Source organism: Enterobacter cloacae subsp. cloacae ATCC 13047 (assembly GCF_000025565.1).
GTDB classification, from domain to species: Bacteria; Pseudomonadota; Gammaproteobacteria; order Enterobacterales; family Enterobacteriaceae; genus Enterobacter; species Enterobacter cloacae.
On record NC_014121.1, the window covers coordinates 2021468 to 2037895 of the forward strand.

At 57.0% G+C, this 16428-nt stretch carries 15 protein-coding genes; 4 read left to right on the forward strand and 11 right to left on the reverse strand.

Annotated features, from left to right (window positions below; genetic code table 11):
- Positions 1-80 precede the first annotated feature (80 nt).
- The 7 genes from ECL_RS09765 to sad all read right to left on the reverse strand — a co-directional run bounded on the left by ECL_RS09765 (position 81) and on the right by sad (position 8262).
- Positions 81-1046: a sensor domain-containing diguanylate cyclase gene (locus ECL_RS09765; RefSeq protein WP_013096606.1), complete on the reverse strand. Its 966-nt coding sequence runs from the start codon at positions 1044-1046 to the stop codon at positions 81-83.
- Positions 1047-1099: 53 nt separating this feature from the next.
- Positions 1100-2092: a sensor domain-containing diguanylate cyclase gene (locus ECL_RS09770; RefSeq protein WP_013096607.1), complete on the reverse strand. Its 993-nt coding sequence runs from the start codon at positions 2090-2092 to the stop codon at positions 1100-1102.
- A 176-nt stretch (positions 2093-2268) separates the two neighbouring features.
- Positions 2269-3708: a GGDEF domain-containing protein gene (locus ECL_RS09775; protein WP_013096608.1), complete on the reverse strand. Its 1440-nt coding sequence runs from the start codon at positions 3706-3708 to the stop codon at positions 2269-2271.
- A gap of 112 nt (positions 3709-3820) precedes the next feature.
- Complete coding sequence (locus ECL_RS09780; protein ID WP_013096609.1) at positions 3821-4177, reverse strand: DUF4186 domain-containing protein; 357 nt, start codon at positions 4175-4177, stop codon at positions 3821-3823.
- Positions 4177-5103 carry a glutaminase B gene (gene glsB / locus ECL_RS09785; protein WP_013096610.1) on the reverse strand — a complete coding sequence of 309 codons (927 nt, stop codon included), beginning with the start codon at positions 5101-5103 and terminating at the stop codon, positions 4177-4179. The genes ECL_RS09780 and glsB overlap by 1 nt, the downstream gene beginning before the upstream one ends.
- 64 nt (positions 5104-5167) lie before the next feature.
- Positions 5168-6757, reverse strand: coding sequence for a methyl-accepting chemotaxis protein (locus ECL_RS09790; protein ID WP_013096611.1), 1590 nt, complete (start codon positions 6755-6757; stop codon positions 5168-5170).
- 116 nt (positions 6758-6873) lie between these two features.
- Positions 6874-8262 (reverse strand): succinate-semialdehyde dehydrogenase, encoded by a 1389-nt coding sequence (sad, locus tag ECL_RS09795; protein WP_013096612.1) that lies wholly within the window; start codon positions 8260-8262, stop codon positions 6874-6876.
- A 99-nt stretch (positions 8263-8361) separates the two neighbouring features.
- Here sad and ptrR point away from each other — a divergent pair, with 99 nt between their 5' ends.
- On the forward strand, positions 8362-9240 hold the full coding sequence (gene ptrR, locus ECL_RS09800; RefSeq protein WP_013096613.1) for a putrescine utilization regulator PtrR: 879 nt from the start codon (positions 8362-8364) through the stop codon (positions 9238-9240).
- Here the strand turns inward: ptrR and ECL_RS09805 are convergent.
- From ECL_RS09805 to dtnK, 4 genes are all read right to left on the reverse strand, one after another.
- Positions 9194-9676: a GNAT family N-acetyltransferase gene (locus ECL_RS09805; RefSeq protein WP_013096614.1), complete on the reverse strand. Its 483-nt coding sequence runs from the start codon at positions 9674-9676 to the stop codon at positions 9194-9196. The two genes, ptrR and ECL_RS09805, sit on opposite strands and share 47 nt — an antisense overlap.
- Positions 9677-9758: 82 nt before the next feature.
- Positions 9759-10520, reverse strand: coding sequence for a DeoR/GlpR family DNA-binding transcription regulator (locus ECL_RS09810; RefSeq protein WP_013096615.1), 762 nt, complete (start codon positions 10518-10520; stop codon positions 9759-9761).
- A 1-nt stretch (position 10521) separates the two neighbouring features.
- A complete protein-coding gene (locus ECL_RS09815) occupies positions 10522-11508 on the reverse strand; it encodes a D-threonate 4-phosphate dehydrogenase (RefSeq protein WP_013096616.1) in 987 nt (328 codons plus the stop codon).
- Positions 11501-12718 carry a D-threonate kinase gene (dtnK, locus tag ECL_RS09820; protein WP_013096617.1) on the reverse strand — a complete coding sequence of 406 codons (1218 nt, stop codon included), beginning with the start codon at positions 12716-12718 and terminating at the stop codon, positions 11501-11503. Before dtnK ends, ECL_RS09815 begins: the two co-directional genes overlap by 8 nt.
- 173 nt (positions 12719-12891) lie before the next feature.
- Here dtnK and ECL_RS09825 point away from each other — a divergent pair, with 173 nt between their 5' ends.
- The 3 genes from ECL_RS09825 (at position 12892) to ECL_RS09835 (ending at position 16428) form a co-directional block, all read left to right on the forward strand.
- Complete coding sequence (locus ECL_RS09825; RefSeq protein ID WP_013096618.1) at positions 12892-14040, forward strand: iron-containing alcohol dehydrogenase; 1149 nt, start codon at positions 12892-12894, stop codon at positions 14038-14040.
- A 14-nt stretch (positions 14041-14054) separates the two neighbouring features.
- Positions 14055-14939, forward strand: a complete 885-nt coding sequence (locus ECL_RS09830) for a dihydrodipicolinate synthase family protein (protein WP_013096619.1) — start codon at positions 14055-14057, stop codon at positions 14937-14939.
- Between the two features lie 76 nt (positions 14940-15015).
- Positions 15016-16428 (forward strand): sodium:solute symporter family protein, encoded by a 1413-nt coding sequence (locus ECL_RS09835; RefSeq protein WP_013096620.1) that lies wholly within the window; start codon positions 15016-15018, stop codon positions 16426-16428.

Sequence of the window (16428 nt, forward strand, 5' to 3'; positions counted from 1 at the left end):
GTTTTCCTTACGTTGAATACGCTCACTGTGCATTTAACATTTACGTAACGCAATCACATCAGACATAGGCTTTTGTTATGTCATGTTGCGCGCTTGCGCTGCTGCTTCATGGCATACATTTTTTCATCCGCGTCTTTCATCCACTGCTGCAGATCGTTGCCGTTATGATCGAACTCGCTCAGCCCCCAGGAAAAATGGAGTGACCAGGGATGCAGCCTGCGCGCATTGTACTGTTCAACCTGCTCGGCCAGATACTGCATGGCAATCCAGGCCCCCTGCTCGTCGGTATCGGCAAACAGCACGGCAAACTCATCGCCGCCAAAGCGAACCAGCAAATCCGCTTCACGGAAAGAGGTGCGCATCAGTTCCGCCATCACTTTCAGCGCGTTGTCGCCCTCTTCATGTCCGTAGCGATCGTTAATCTCTTTGAAGCGATCCAGATCCAGCCAGCCCAGAGTTAACGGCTCCGCCCGACGTCTGGCTACGGAGAGCGTGAACCGGAGCAGCTGGTTAAAGCCCCGACGGTTAAACAGACCGGTTAATTCATCGGTTGTCGCCGCGCTGACGGCAGCAAACTCGTCTTCCGCCAGCGCGCTCAGGTCGCCCAGCACGGCAAGATCGGCTGCGGAAAATTCACGAGGAGAATAATCAATCAGGCACAGCGATCCCACGCTCGCCCCGTCACGTAAACGCAGTGGAAAACCGGCATAGAACCTTACGCCAGGCTCACCGGCCACCAGCGGGTTATCGGCAAATCGATCGTCCTGACGCATATCGGCAACCACCAGCGGCGCTTCGCTGAGGATCGTATGGCCGCAAAACGAGATATTACGCGGAACGGTGTCAGGCGCCTGACCATCGGCCGACTTCACAATCAGCGAGTGTTCATCAATAAGATTGACCATCGCCAGGGGGACCTGGAAGAAGCGTTTTGCCAGACGTGTCAGTCGGTCAAACGCCGGGGAACTGTCGATCTCAAGCAGGCCTGACTCGCGCAGCGAGTTCAGACGTTCCATTTCATTTGCTGGGGTTGCAGGTGTTTTCATAACGTCTCCTGACGCAAAGCGTTACTCAAAGCGTAGCCTAAACAGAGACATTGTCAGTGCGCGAATATTCTGTTCTTACCGTCCCGCTTGGCGCGGTACAGGGCGTTGTCCGCGGCCTGTAGCCAGTCGGTTACGCTTATCATTTCTCGCGTGGCACAGGCGATACCGATGCTGAGCGTGCAATGCACCGTCTCCTGAGCCACCTCCTTTTTCATTGCAGCCGCATCCATAATGCGTCTGGCGACAACTTGCGCCTCTTCAAGGGTGGTATCCGGCAGCAACACCACAAATTCATCACCGCCAAGGCGTGCGGGGGTATCGTTCGGGCGTGTCGACAAATGCAGTATTTGCGAGACGGCCGCCAGCAATGCATCCCCAACCTTATGACCAAAACGATCGTTAACGTCTTTAAAATTGTCGATATCGATGAACATCAGGGCCGATTCCCGGCACGTCTGGCGCAGTTTATTCAGTTCGTGGTCAATGCGCTTTTCGAGCAGACGTCGGTTCGCGATATCCAGTAGCGGATCCATCATCGCGATCCGCTCAAGCTCCCGGCTCTTGATCCGCAGGCGCAGCGCAATGCTGTCCGTTAATATGCTCAGCGCCAGCAGATAAATTGCAATCAGCGGCAGCGTGGCAAACATGGTGCGCTGCGAAACGTACATATCCACCGCCATTCCCTGCGTCAGCCAGGTCACCAGAAAAACGCCCACCATGGTGATGGCCGCCTTTCTCATCAGCGTAACGCCCCCTGCCGAGAGCCGGTCGGTCAGCATGATGGTGGCAATGACCACCGACGGCAGCGGATTAACCGCCATCATGGCGATCCAGAATCCCCCCGCCCCGGCGTCCAGCACCAGATTCTGATGCTCAGTCACCAGCGGCATGGCCGAATTTCGCGCCCGATACCAGGCAAGCGTAGGCCAGATAAATGCGTTCAACGCCAGCAAACACATCAGCCAGATTGAACGATTCTGTTCAATCAGCACGGAGAGGATGGGAATAAAACAGAGAAACGTGCCGAGAATACGCATCAGATACATACGTTTGACAAACCGGCTTCCTGGTACACGAGGGGGTCTACTGAGTTTGTCAGCTGCATTCATTCTGCGAATTTTCCGATAGCTTTCTTGCGGTATCTTATTGGCGTTAAAAATACCTAGCAAGCAATTTATCTGCTATTCGTTATGATTCGTCCCCGGCAGAATGCAGGCTGCGCTCAGGTTTCACTCTCCGGGGCCGGGGTAATGGGATCGTCTGACACACGCGCACTGGTGCGATTTCTCCCCGCTTTTTTGGAACGATAGAGATGATCGTCTGCTTCGGCCATCAGCCTGTTGAATACCTCGGTCAACTGCCACGACGCCGCCTTCCCGCTCCCGAGACCAATACTCACCGTCAGATAGAGCGTTTGCTGGCGCCAGGTAAACGGATGAGCGGCAATGGTGAGTCTGATACGTTCCGCCAGCGCAAAGCCGTGCTGCGCGTCACCGGTGTTCACCACAACCGCGAACTCTTCTCCGCCCATACGCGCCACCATACCATCGTCTCCGACAACCTGCTGGACCTCGCGGGCAAACCCGGCCAGCACGCGGTCGCCACACTCATGCCCATAGTTATCATTGATGCTTTTGAAGTAATCGATATCCAGCAGCATCACGGTCAGAAAACGTGTCTGCCGCTGCGCCTCTTCCCGCTTTAACGCCTCATAGAGCCCGGAGCGTGAATAAACGTGGGTCAGAAAATCATAATCCGCGCGCAACGACACCTGACGGATGAGCGAATTAATGGCCGCCATACTGACGGAGACCATAACCGGACAGATCGCCATGGTGGCAATCCCCAGCCGGGCGGAGAACATCATCGGGGTAGAGAGCGGCGTGCCCACGGCGATATTGATAATGGAGTTAGCGACCAGAACAATCTCCAGACCGCCGGTCAGAAACGTCAGCAGACAGGTCGCGGGCAAGGAGTAGCGGACCGCACACCAGATCAGCGCCGGCAGCGGAAAGGCAAGGCTTCCCGCCCCGCCAATCACCACCGATGCCATCACCGAAACAATCAGCGCAATGACCGGTAAAAGTTGCTCCAGACGCAGCTTGAATGCCCGCGTCGGCATACTAACCGTGAGCATGCAGGGTAAAATGAGCACGCCGGTTGAGAACTGCTCGCTGAACCAGTCGGCAAACAGCGGCCAGAAGGTATGGCTGTCGATCCCCACCGACCCGGTCGCGCCGAGCAGCGCACATAATAAGGCGGCGAACAGACAATAATTGAACAGCCGCAGCGCATTAATGGGATCGGGGGTTTTCTTCATCAACCGCTTATCACGCACCACCAGCAATGCGACAACGACGATAAAGACCATATTCGACAGGTTGATGACCACCGAGGCCATTCCCCAGTTGGTGGTGACCGCGTCGTACATCAGCATGGCGACATACGACACCGCGTAGTTATGCAGGCGATTGAGATAGGTATAACGGGCAAAGACGCCCGCCATCACGCCATTCAGCGGCCAGAACAGCGACAAGGCTTCGACCAGACGTAATTCCGCACCGATAAAGTAGAACAAGGTGGTGAGAATAAAGATACCCGCCGCATTACGCAGCGGCGATTCAAGGCGAAAAAGCGTGAAGGCAGCGGGGTCTGAACGCATTAAATATCATTCCATATAATAACTTATGGCAACTAACTGACCCGTCACCACGCGGGGGATCTCATAGCGTGCATCTATAACACAATTACAACAGGATCAGCACCCATCAACATCAGGCGTTCATCTGCAACACCAGCCAGTGGTGGATCACGCCGACGATATAGTGCTGTTGCTGCGCGGTGAGCTGAACACCTTGCGGAATGTTGTGCCATTTCGCCAGACAGCCGCGACAGCAGGTGGCGGTCGCGTGCTGGGCAATAAACACCGGATGGCCGCGCATGGGGGTCTGTTTACCGTCGTTGACGGGGTGCGCGGGGGCAAGACGCTTCGCAATAAAGTCGGCAGCATGCTGGTCAATGGTATCGGCACCTTTGTCCCAGCAGTACTGTCGTTCTTTTGTGCCTAAGCGAAAGCGCGACCGAAAGGTCGATCGCGCCAGACGAGAAAAAAGAGGATCCAGGTCAGACATCAGTAAACGGAACGTCCCAGGCGTTGGGTCAGTTTCTCCAGAACCGCCACACCGGCCAGTGAATTACCCGTCTCATCCAGCTCCGGGCTCCAGACAGCAATAGCCATCTCATGCGGTACAATGGCAACCACCCCACCCCCGACGCCCGACTTGGCCGGAAGACCGACGCGCCAGGCAAATTCGCCCGCGTTCTGATACATCCCGCTTGTCGCCATCAGGGCATTGACCTGACGCGCCTGCATAGGTGAAACCACCTCCTGATCGAGATGCGGTGCGTGCCCCTGGTGAGCAAGGAACAGGAAGGTCTGCGCCAGCTCCACGCAGCTCATTTTCAGCGCGCAGTAGTGGAAATAGTTTTGCAGTACGGTCGCCACATCATTATGGAAATTGCCGAACGATTTCATCAACCAGGCAATGGCGGCGTTACGCGCAGAGTGCTCGAACTCCGAACGGGCGACCACTGAATCATAAGCAATATCGTCAACGCCTGAGAGCTGGCGAACAATTTCAAGCATGCGCTGGCGTGGCGCGCTAAGACGGCTTTGCAGCATATCGCAGACCACCAGCGCCCCGGCGTTGATAAAGGGGTTACGCGGTTTACCCTGTTCAATCTCAAGCTGTAGCAGAGAGTTAAACGGCTGCCCGGAGGGATCTTTACCCACCCGTTGCCAGATCTCCTCTTCCTCGTACTGTCGCATGGCCGCAACCAGACTTAGCACTTTCGAAATAGACTGGATGGAAAAACGTTCCGTGGCGTCACCGGCCTGGTAACGCTGACCGTCTATCGTACAAATTGCAATTCCCAGCTTATTCCCGCTGACCGAGGCAAGGGCCGGAATATAGTCGGCAACCTTTCCTTTTCCAAGTAACGGACGAACCTGCGCCAGAATCTCGTCCAGCATCTCATTATGGATGACCGCAGCCACTCTCTTTGCTCCTTGCCCTCAGGCTAAAACGGGCTGCGAGTATAACAGACGCTTATGTGTTGCGTCAGGCACTGAGACGAAAACGCGAAACCGCCTGCAATAAAAGATCCGACTGTTTGTGCAGGCGCTCAGAGGCATCGGACGCGTCAGAGACAAGGCTGTCGGTCTGCCGCGACACCTGATTCAGCGCCTGAAGCTGGCGCGTCATCTGATGAATACTCTCCCCCTGACTCAGCGTGGCCGCGGAGATCTCATTCAGCAAACTGCTTAATGTTCCCACCAGCCCCGTCACCTGCTGCAGGTTATCTTCCAGACGGTTAACGGCCCGTGACCCGTCTTCGATCCCCTGAAGGGAACGGTTGATAAGCTCCTGGATGGTCTGCGTCGAATGGCTGCTCTTCCTCGCCAGCAGCCCCACTTCACGAGCGACAACGGCGAACCCGCGCCCCTGGTTTCCCGCGTGAGCCGCTTCAATTGCTGCATTCAGCGCCAGAATGTTGGTCTGAAACGCGACGCTGTCGATCATCGCCACGATCCCCCGCATCTCTGAGGATCGGTCGACGATCGCCTGCATCGACGCATTGACGGTCGACATCATCTGATCCCCTCCCGCCGCGGCCTGGCGCGCCTCATCCGCCCGCGAGCTGGCAAGCTTCGCATAGCCCGTGTTGCCTTCTACGTGAGTTTCCAGGGTCGCGATATGCGCCGTCACGTCTTCCAGCTCTTTGGCCTGACGTGCCGACTGGTGATACAGCTTTTGATTGCCCTGCGCCAGTGCGCCAATATTTTCCACCATGGCGGTGGTCGCATCGCTGACCTGGGTCACCAGCTGCTGTAGCCCGTTCTGCATGGTGGCAATACTGTCGCTGAGCTGTGCAATTTCACGGTTAAAACGCGTCACGCCAGGAGAGGTACCGGAGAGATCGCCCGCGGCCAGCCGGTTGATATGCGCAATCAAGCGCCGCAACGGGGTAATTACCCATCGGGACATCCCGAACCAGACGGCAACCGCAATAGCGAGCAACAGAACAGGCGCAAGCAGGAACAGCGTTTGCAGACCGGAGAGCTGCGCAATCAACGACTGACGCCCTTTGAGCGCCTGCTTCTCGCTTGCTTGCTGATAGCGGGCATAGTTGTCATTAAAGTCGGTCTGAAACGCCTGCGCCGGCACGGCAAAAAACGCATCGATGGTGTTGGTTTTCACCAGCCCTTCCGCCTGCTCTTTTATCGCGCCGTAAAAAAGCTGATAGCTGTTAACCAGGGCGTCATCTTTTGGCGGATTAAGCGCCAGCCAGGCATTCCACGCCTGCTGCGAAACAGCCAGCGCCTTTTGCGCGTCGTCCATCAGGCTGTGCCAGCTGCCCTCGGAGCCGGTCTCTTTATCCTGCATAAACCAGACGCCGGAGCGGTTAAGCAGATCGCTTGCGGCCAGCAGGGAAACGCGAGCCAGATCCAGCTTGCTCTGCTGCTGATACGCCAGCAGGTTTTGCTGCTCGTTGCGTTGCGCTTCCTTAAGGGAGGCATTGAGCAGGAACGACGAGGAGAGTTGCAGGGCGGAAAAGAGGCCGATAATACAAAAGATACCGGTCAGCAGGCCAAACTGGCGGGGGATAATGCGCTGCGCAATACGACGATAAATTTGCGTTAGGTTCATAATTTTCTTCAGTAACAAGACGTTAGACGCGTGCGAGTCTACGAAACGAAAATGACAGAACCATTGCAGAGAAATGACAGAGGCCCTCGTCGTCAGGTCCTCTGTAAAGATGGCGGTTACACTCTGTTCTTCCACACCGTCTGCACGTTACAAAACTCGTGCAAACCAAAGTGGGAAAGCTCACGGCCAAAACCACTTTTCTTCACGCCGCCAAAGGCCACGCGCGCGTCACTGGCGCTAAAGCCATTGATAAACACCCCGCCGCACTCCAGCTCGCGGGCGAATTTTCCGGCCAGCGCTTCGTTGGCGGTAAACACCGTGGCAGAGAGACCAAAGTCGCTGTCGTTGGCAAGCTGCAGGGCATGTTCCGCATCCTTCGCCACCGTAATCGCCGCAACCGGACCAAACAGCTCCTGACGGAAGGCGGTCATTGTCGGGGTGACATGGCTTAGCACGGTTGGCGCGTAATAGTTGCCCTCCCCGCTGATTTTCTCGCCGCCCAGCAGCAGCGTGGCCCCTTCCGCGAGCGTGGCCTGCACCTGCTGATGCAGTTCGTCACGCAGATCGAAACGCGCCATCGGGCCAATATCATTCTCTTCCCGATCCGGTGCTCCCATCTTCAGCGCCGTAACCGCCGCAACAAAACGCCGGGTAAAGTCATCGGCAATACCCTCTTCGATAATAAAGCGCTTTGCCGCCGCGCAAACCTGCCCGGTGTTCTGATAACGTCCCGTGACGGCCGCGCGAACGGCCAGATCCAGATCGGCATCATTCAGCACGATAAACGGATCGGAGCCGCCCAGCTCCAGAACGCATTTTTTCAGCGCCGCTCCCGCCTGCGCCCCTATTGCCGCACCTGCACGCACGCTACCGGTGACGGTTACCGCTGCAATACGACGATCGTTGATCGTCTGGCTCACGCCATCATTGGTGGCATTCACCCAGCCAAAGACGCCTTGCGCAATACCGGCATCAGCAAAGATTTGCCCAATCAGCGCAGCAGAACCCAGGACGTTCGGTGCGTGTTTGAGCAGATAGCTGTTACCTGCCAGCAGGATCGGCGCCGCACCGCGCAGTACCTGCCAGAGCGGGAAGTTCCACGGCATCACCGCAAGAATCGGCCCCAGCGGACGGTATTCAATGACCGCGTTTTGGTTTTCCACCAGCGTGGGCTCCGCACGCAGCATCGCCGGGCCATGTTCCGCATACCAGTCGCACAGACCCGCAGATTTGGCCACTTCCGCCCGCGCCTGCACAATCGGCTTGCCCATTTCCCGGGAGATCATTTGCGCCATCTCTTCCCCACGCTGGCGCAGTGCTGCCCCCAGGTCGCGCAGCTTTTGTGCCCGGTGAGAGACGCTCTCTCCTCGCCACTGGCGAAAACCGGCATCAGCCAGGGTGATTGCCTGTTCGACCTCTTCGGATGTGGCCCAGGGATATGTGGCCAGCGTCTCGCCTGTCGCCGGGTTAACAGAGAGGGCATGCGTAGCAGATGAATAAGTCATGATGTTCTCCACGTAATATCGGTTGATTGATTGTGGCCCACTCTGCTATTTCTTAAAAATGAATAATACTAACCACCTTATTCACGAATCGAGAATGCTATGGATTTAACTCAGCTTGAAATGTTTAACGCCGTTGCCCTGACCGGCAGCATTACCCAGGCGGCGCAGAAAGTGCATCGCGTTCCGTCTAACCTCACCACCCGCATCCGCCAGCTTGAGGCCGATCTCGGCGTTGAGTTGTTTATCCGGGAGAGCCAGCGTTTGCGCTTATCTCCCGCCGGGCACAACTTTCTGCGCTACAGCAAGCAGATCCTGGCGCTGGTTGACGAGGCGCGCATGGTCGTCGCCGGTGATGAGCCGCAGGGGTTATTTGCCCTTGGCGCCCTGGAGAGCACCGCCGCCGTGCGGATCCCGGAAAGTCTGGCGGCGTTTAACCAGCGCTATCCGCGCATTCAGTTCGCGCTCTCTACCGGCCCGTCCGGAACGATGATTGACGGCGTTCTGGAAGGCACCTTAAGCGCGGCGTTTGTCGACGGGCCACTTTCACACCCGGAGCTGGAAGGCATGCCGGTTTACCGGGAAGAGATGATGCTGGTCACCCCCGCCGGACATGCGGAGGTGACGCGCGCCGCGCAGGTAAGCGGCAGCGACGTCTACGCGTTTCGCGCAAACTGTTCGTATCGACGTCATCTGGAAAGCTGGTTTCACGCAGACCGCGCCACGCCCGGGCGGATCCATGAGATGGAGTCGTATCACGGTATGCTCGCCTGCGTGATTGCAGGGGCGGGTATTGCGCTAATGCCCCGCTCCATGCTGGAGAGCATGCCGGGGCATCATCAGGTAGAGGCGTGGCCGCTGGCGGAGAACTGGCGCTGGCTGACCACCTGGCTGGTGTGGCGTCGTGGGGCGATGACCCGCCAGCTCGAAGCGTTTATAGCGCTGCTAAACGAACGTCGACAACCAGAGCCTTCTCCATAAACAGGCTCAGCGGATCGTCGACATACGGCGCAAACGCCGGACGGCGTTCATATCCGCACTGTTCATACAGGCGAATGGCGGCGTGCTGCTTGATCCCTGTCTCCAGGCGCACGGTGTGGCAGTGACGACTCAGGGCTTCATCCTCAAGGGCAGCAAGCAGCTTCTCGCCCAGATGTTGCCCGCGATGGGTCGGATCGATATAGACCCGTTTCATCTCCCCGGTACCGTCGCCATTAAGCACCACGGCGCCACATCCAACGGCCTGCAGCTGCGGGTCGCGAATGATCATCAGGATAAGCGAGGCTTCAGGCAGCGCAGCCAGATCGAGCAGATGATTGCTTTCAGCGGGATAGAGTTCGCTCTGATAACGGTCAAGCGCCGCGATCAGCTTGAGGATGTCCGGATGACGGGCAGATTCAGAGGTAATGGAATACATGGCAGGCTCCTTGCTTTTTTTGTGAGGCCAGGCTTCAACATAGCGTCTGCCATCTGTTCGGACTTCATAGTTTTAACTTATGTCATGACGCCAGCGTCAGGCGGGTCTCAAGCTGTTCCAGCTGGTTCCGGGCCGCTTCATCCAGCCTGCTGTCGGTGACGATATCCGTCAGGGTGTTCAGGTGCACCACATTAAACAGCGACCAGGCACCGTACTTAGAGCTGTCTGCCAGCAGCACCCGGCGTTTTGCATTGGCTATTAAATCCCGCTTCAGCGCGGCCTTCTCTTCCGTAGGCGACGTGATACCGCGGGTAATATCCCAGCCATTACAGCTGACAAAAGCCACATCAGGCCAGACATTCTGCAACAGCCGACGCCCGTGCTCACCAATACAGGACTGGCTCGAATCATCGATACGGCCGCCAATAATCGTCACTTCAATCTGTTTAAACTCAGAGAGAAACAGCGCAATGTGCAGATCGCTGGTGATGACGCGAAGCGGCAGATGCGTGAGCTGACGCGCGAGTTCAATCATTGTGGTACCGGCGTCCAGCACAATGGCATCCCCCGCTTTCACAAAGCTCGCGGCCGCGCTGGCGATGGCATGTTTTTCTGCCAGACTGCGCTGCATTTTTTCGGACGTGGTCGGCTGGGAAGGAATAAACCGGTTAAGAGTCACGCCGCCGTGGGTTCGGCTGATGACGCCCTCCTGGTCAAGCTTAATCAGGTCGCGGCGGATCGTCGCCGGTGAGGCATCGGTGATCGCCACCAGCTGATCCACCGTGACCAGGTTGTGCCCTTTGAGGTAATCCATTATCTGCTCTAACCGGTTATATCCCTTCATATTATTCCCGTGTAATTTGCATAGCCAACTGAATAGACACCGTCATGCTCTCCGACCTGGCTTTACCGGTCCATGCAATATCGAACGCGGTTCCGTGGTCTGCAGAGGTGCGGATAAACGGCAATCCGGCGGTGATATTCACCCCGTCGTAAAAGCCGAGCAATTTTAGCGGAATATGCCCCTGATCGTGATACATCGCAACGACCATGTCATACATTCCTTCGTGGCATTGCATAAATACCGTATCCGGCGGGCACGGTCCGGTGACGTTGACCCCCTGCGCCTTCATCGCCGCAACGGCCGGGCCAACGATCATGATCTCTTCATCGCCAAACAGGCCATTTTCTCCAGCATGCGGGTTCACGCCCGCGACCGCAATACGAGGTGTGCTAAAGCCCACCCGCTTCAGGAAGGTATCCGCAATGCCGATGACGGTTTTTACCCGATCCTGATTGAGCGTATCAAGGAATTTACGCAGCGCAATATGGGTCGTGATATGAATGACCTTCAGCCGATCGGTGTACAGCACCATAGCGTAGTCTTTGCTGTGCGTCAGATGGGCCAGCAGCTCGGTATGCCCGGGGTAGTGATGTCCGGCCAGATGCAGCGCTTCTTTATTCAGTGGCGCCGTGGCAACCGCTTTTACGTCCCCCGCCATCGCCAGTTCCGTCGCGCGCTTCACGCAGCGATAGGCTAAATCCCCCGCCTGAGCCTGGACTACGCCGGGCTTCAGGGCATCAGGGTCGGCCAGCGGTTCGTCCAGCACGTTAATCATGTTGGGTGCGAAACGGGCCTCGCTGACCTGCCTGATGATATGGATGTCAGCCTGCCCCACGATCCCATCATCCAGCACCCGCCTGAGCGTGCGGGCACAGCCCACCACGACAACCGGGGATCCCGTTAATTCGCTCCCGGTGAGGGATTTGATAATGATCTCCGGGCCAATGCCCGCCGGGTCACCCATGGTTACAGCAATAATGTTAGTCACTCAGTCTCTCCTCGATAAAATGCAACACCTCAAGCAGCGTCTCTTCTTTTCCGAAGCCCCCTGCTTTGGTCATTACCGGCTGGTGCCAGGCACAACCCAGAAATTTGCCGTAAGGGACGCATCCTGCGACGCGCCCTGTAATTTCAAATCCTTGCGCATCAAGCGCGCTGGCGACGGCCATTGCCACATCGCCGCCTGAGACATACAACGCATCCGGCGGACATGCCGTCAGTGCCTCTCGGGTAATCTCTCCCAGGAAGGCGCAGATCGTTTCACCCAGTTCGGTCCGGGTCATTTGATACTGCGCGCAAAGCCGTTCAACCTGATGTCGCGCCTCATGGTCCGGGCAGGTATGAACGATGCAGTGACGGCCCGCCTTCAGGGCCTGCGTGATGCGCATGAGCGCGCTCGCCGTCTCCCCGTTCAGCACATCATTAATATCAATAAACACCGACGAAACCGCAGGCTCTACAGCGGCCAGCGCAATCTGACGCTGAGCGATCTCACTCATTGATCCCACCAACGCCAGCAGTTGCTGACGGTTCACGGGGGCGAGATGGCGTGCCAGCGCATCACATAACCCGGCCGACCCGACCAGCAGCGGTGTCTGCGGGCAGGTCAGCGCGGCGGCAATAATGGCGTCCAGATCCTCGTCACACTGGGCATCGACAATGAGCCACTCCGTTCCCTGCGCCAGTTCGGCTGCCAGCGTGTTTACCGTCACGGATTGACAACTCACGTCGGTAAACAGGTCAGCAATCGTGGCAGACGGGACGGGCGTTTTCGGATCGCTGGCGAATTCGGTTTCATCCACCGGAATGCCGTTCACCAGACACCTGCCGTGACGTGTGATCCGCCCTGCCGCGGGATACGCTGGCGCCACAATCACCTGCCGTTTGCCGCTTACTGCCTTAAGGACGCCTGTTTCTGCCCCTACATTGCCGCGCAGTGTGGAATCAATCTTTTTGATGAGCCAGTGCGCATCCGCAAGATCCGCCCCTAGTACGGCCACTTTTTCGGCCGCCTCTGCTGCCCGCAGCGCACGGGAATCGGTATTAATAACCAGTGCATCCACCGGCTGGGTAAAGGGGGTGTGGAATGCCACGCTGACCTTCTTACCTCTCAGCGCCAGGCTGACACCCGCATCGTTTGCACCGGTAAAGTCATCTGCAACGACAACGACGTCTTTGAACAGGTTGTTCTCTTTCATTCCCACTCCGGGCTCGTTTTTCCTGCTAATGATTATATTCAATCACGATTGATTATATGTGAGCAAGATCAAGTTAATCAGTTTGCGAATAAATTATAAATTTAGCCACACGATGACCATGAAGCGTCTTAATTGAGCGAATTTAATCATGGACACAAAGACAGGAGAAAAGCGTGGTTACCCTCAACAGCACCATTATTAGCGGCGCAAATGCGCTCGCCGCCATCAGGCCATTACTCACCGAAAACGCGCAGCTCTTGCTGGTTACGGACGGCAACATTGCGCGTCTGGAGGCGGCAACACAGATCCGTTCAATTCTTGAAGAGGGCAACCGCCGCGTCACGGTGATTGACACGGTGCCGCCTGAACCCTCCCACCACGATGTCAGCCAGTTGCTCGCGGGATTAAACAGCGGATCGTTTGATGTCGTGGTTGGGATCGGCGGCGGCAGCGTACTGGATGTGGCGAAACTGCTCTCCGTGCTTTGTCACCCGCTGTCACCGGGGCTGGACAGCCTGCTGGCAGGGGTAAAACCGGTGGCACGCATCTCCTCACTTCTGATCCCCGCCACCGCCGGAACCGGGTCAGAAGCCACGCCGAACGCTATTCTGGCGATACCGGAGCAAAACACGAAGGTCGGTATTATCTCTCCGGTCCTGCTGCCCGATTACGTCGCCCTGCTGCCGGAATTGACCACCAGCATGCCCGCGCATATTGCCTCCTCCACCGGCATCGATGCCCTGTGCCATCTGATTGAGTGCTTCACCGCCACGGTCGCCAACCCGGTCAGCGATAACGCGGCGTTGACCGGGCTCGCTAAGCTGCTGAAGAACATCGAAACGGCCTGCGCTGAGCCGGGCAACCTGCTGGCAAAGCTGGAAATGCTGTGGGCCTCTTATTACGGCGGGGTCGCGATTGCGCATGCCGGCACACACCTGGTTCACGCCCTGTCTTATCCGCTTGGCGGGAAATATCACCTGCCGCACGGCGTGGCCAACGCCATTCTTCTGGCGCCCTGCATGAGGGTGGTTCGTCCCCACTGCGTGACAAAATTTGCGCAGGTCTGGGATCTCGTGCCAGGCGCGGACGGCAGCCTGTCCGATGACGAAAAATCTCACGCGCTGGTGGAGTACTTTGCCGCGCTGGTTCGTCGGCTCAACCTGCCGGACAACCTTGAGTCCCTGGGCGTGCCGCGCGAAGACATCGCTTCCCTGAGCGATGCCGCCCTGAACGTTAAACGGTTAATGAACAATGCCCCCTGTCAGGTGAATCACGACGAGGTGCAGGCGATTTATCGGACACTGTTTCCTGAACATGCATAGTCAAGGAGTAAGAAATGCGTAACAACATCAAGGGCGTGCTGACGGCTATCGTCACCCCCTTTGACGCGGAAGGCGAACTCAACCTTCCCGGCTTAACGCGGCAGATCGCCCGGCAGCTGGACGCCGGAAACGGCATTTTTTGCGGCGGAACCAACGGCGAGTTCTTTGTCCTGAACGAAGCGGAAAAAATCGCGGTCACCCGGACCTGTGTGGAAACCGTCGCCGGACGCGCGCCCGTCGTGGCGCATATTGGCGAAATCTCCACCCGCGACACCATCCGGCTGGGAAAACAGATCGCCGCGCTGGGTGTGGATGCGGTTTCCGTCATCACCCCTTACTTCGTGCCGCTGAAACAGTCTGAACTCATCGCACACTACACCGCCGTCGCTGACGCGCTAACCGTACCGGTCTTTCTGTACAACATTCCGGCGCGGACCGGCAACACCCTTGAGCCCGCCACGGTACGGGCGCTGGCCGAACACCCCAACATTTCAGGTATTAAAGACAGTGCCGGGAGCTATGAAAGCCTGCGCGGTTTTCTCAACGCGGTAAGCGACATTGACGGGTTCGACGTGCTGAACGGACCAGATTCACTGATCCATCAGGGCTTCGTCGAGGGATGTTCAGCCTGTATTTCCGGGCTGGCAAACGTGGCGCCAGCGGCGATCAACGCCATCTGGTCACGCTTTAACGCGGGTGATGTTGAAGGTTCCCGGCAGGCGCAGGAGCGCGTCACCCGACTGCGTACCGAGCTGTACAGCGTGGCGTTTTCCCCTGCCGCCGTTAAAAAGGCTCTGCAAATCATGGGCGAGGATGTCGGAGAGAGTCGCTACGCCGTGGCGTTTAGCGAGCAGCAGTGCCAACAGATTCGCCAGATAGTGACAACGTCACTTAGCTAAACGGCGTTGGTTTCGTCAATAAGAATACCGGGTACCTGAGGTGCCCAGGATTCACTCGCCCTGAAGAGAGGCAAAGATGAATAATTTTACCGCTGAAGATACCCTGATCATTGTGGGCATAGTCATTGCCTACATCCTGTTCACCACCTGGCTGACCTTCCGGATCCGCAGTAAAAACTCCGGGGACTTTATGGAAGGCTCCCGCGCGATGCCGGCGTTTATTGTCGGGATCCTGCTGATGTCTGAGTATATCGGCGCTAAATCCACCATCGGCACCGCGCAGGCGGCGTTTGAGGACGGGTTTGCTGCGTCATGGTCCGTCATCGGTGCCGCGATTGGCTTTCCGCTTTTTGGTCTGTTACTGGTAAAACGCATATACAACACCGGGAAAATCACCATCTCGGGTGCGATTGCTGAAAAGTACGGTAACAGCACCAAAAACATTATCTCCCTCATCATGATCTACGCTCTGCTGCTGGTGAACGTGGGGAATTACGTCAGTGGCGCAGCAGCCATTTCTACCGTACTGAAAGTCAATCTGCCCGTTGCCGCTTTCATTACGGCTATCGTCAGTACCTTCTATTTCGCCTTCGGCGGCATGAAAGGCGTGGCGTGGGTAACTGTGCTGCACAGTGCGCTGAAATACTTCGGCATTCTGGCCATTATGGGTTTTGCGTTATCCAAAACCGGCGGTTTCACGCCGATGATCGAAAACATGCCGGACTTCTACTGGACCTGGGATGGCAACATCGGCGCGTCGACCATTTTCGCGTGGCTTATCGGCACCATTGGCTCCATCTTCTGCACCCAGTTTGTGATCCAGGCCATCTCCTCCACTAAAGATGTTAAATCGGCCAAACGCTCCACCTGGGTCGCGTTCTTCTTCTGCCTGCCGATCGCGCTGGCCATTGCGGTGATTGGCGTGGCGGCAAAATACCTGCATCCGGAGATCGACAGCCTGTATGCGATGCCGATTTTCCTGCAGGATATGAACCCGTGGCTGGCCGGTCTGGTCACCACCTCTCTGGTGGCGTCCATCTTCGTCAGCGTCAGTACCGTGGCGCTCGCCATTGCCTCCCTGGTGGTCAAAGATTTCTACGTGCCGATGCGCAACCCGACCCCCGAGCAGGAGTTTAAAGCTACCCGCTGGATCTCCCTGCTGATTGGTTTCCTGCCGCTGATTTTTGTTCTGCTGGTGCCTGAAGTGCTAAAGCTGTCGTTCTTTACCCGCGCCATTCGTCTGTCGATTTCCGTCGTGGCGGTCATCGCGTTCTACGCCCCGTTCTTCCGCAGTACTCGCGGAGCCAATGCTGGGCTGATCGGCGCCTGCGTCGTGACCTCTGTCTGGTATCTGCTGGGCGATCCGTTTGGCATTAACAATATGTACATCGCCCTGCTGACCCCTGCGGTCATCATGGTCATCGACCGTCTCATTCCGGGAAAGGCACAGGGTAAAGCGCCAACCCCCGTTGAAAACAATGGAGTCTGA

What these genes read in the sequence shown, in the direction of transcription:
- ECL_RS09765 (WP_013096606.1), bottom strand. Translation starts at nt 1,046, where the DNA reads ATGAAAACACCTGCAACCCCAGCAAATGAAATGGAACGTCTGAACTCG.
- ECL_RS09770 (WP_013096607.1), bottom strand. Translation starts at nt 2,092, where the DNA reads ATGTATCTGATGCGTATTCTCGGCACGTTTCTCTGTTTTATTCCCATC.
- ECL_RS09775 (WP_013096608.1), bottom strand. Translation starts at nt 3,708, where the DNA reads ATGCGTTCAGACCCCGCTGCCTTCACGCTTTTTCGCCTTGAATCGCCG.
- ECL_RS09780 (WP_013096609.1), bottom strand. Translation starts at nt 4,177, where the DNA reads ATGTCTGACCTGGATCCTCTTTTTTCTCGTCTGGCGCGATCGACCTTT.
- ECL_RS09790 (WP_013096611.1), bottom strand. Translation starts at nt 6,757, where the DNA reads ATGAACCTAACGCAAATTTATCGTCGTATTGCGCAGCGCATTATCCCC.
- sad (WP_013096612.1), bottom strand. Translation starts at nt 8,262, where the DNA reads ATGACTTATTCATCTGCTACGCATGCCCTCTCTGTTAACCCGGCGACA.
- ptrR (WP_013096613.1), top strand. Translation starts at nt 8,362, where the DNA reads ATGGATTTAACTCAGCTTGAAATGTTTAACGCCGTTGCCCTGACCGGC.
- ECL_RS09805 (WP_013096614.1), bottom strand. Translation starts at nt 9,676, where the DNA reads ATGTATTCCATTACCTCTGAATCTGCCCGTCATCCGGACATCCTCAAG.
- ECL_RS09810 (WP_013096615.1), bottom strand. Translation starts at nt 10,520, where the DNA reads ATGAAGGGATATAACCGGTTAGAGCAGATAATGGATTACCTCAAAGGG.
- dtnK (WP_013096617.1), bottom strand. Translation starts at nt 12,718, where the DNA reads ATGAAAGAGAACAACCTGTTCAAAGACGTCGTTGTCGTTGCAGATGAC.
- ECL_RS09830 (WP_013096619.1), top strand. Translation starts at nt 14,055, where the DNA reads ATGCGTAACAACATCAAGGGCGTGCTGACGGCTATCGTCACCCCCTTT.
- ECL_RS09835 (WP_013096620.1), top strand. Translation starts at nt 15,016, where the DNA reads ATGAATAATTTTACCGCTGAAGATACCCTGATCATTGTGGGCATAGTC.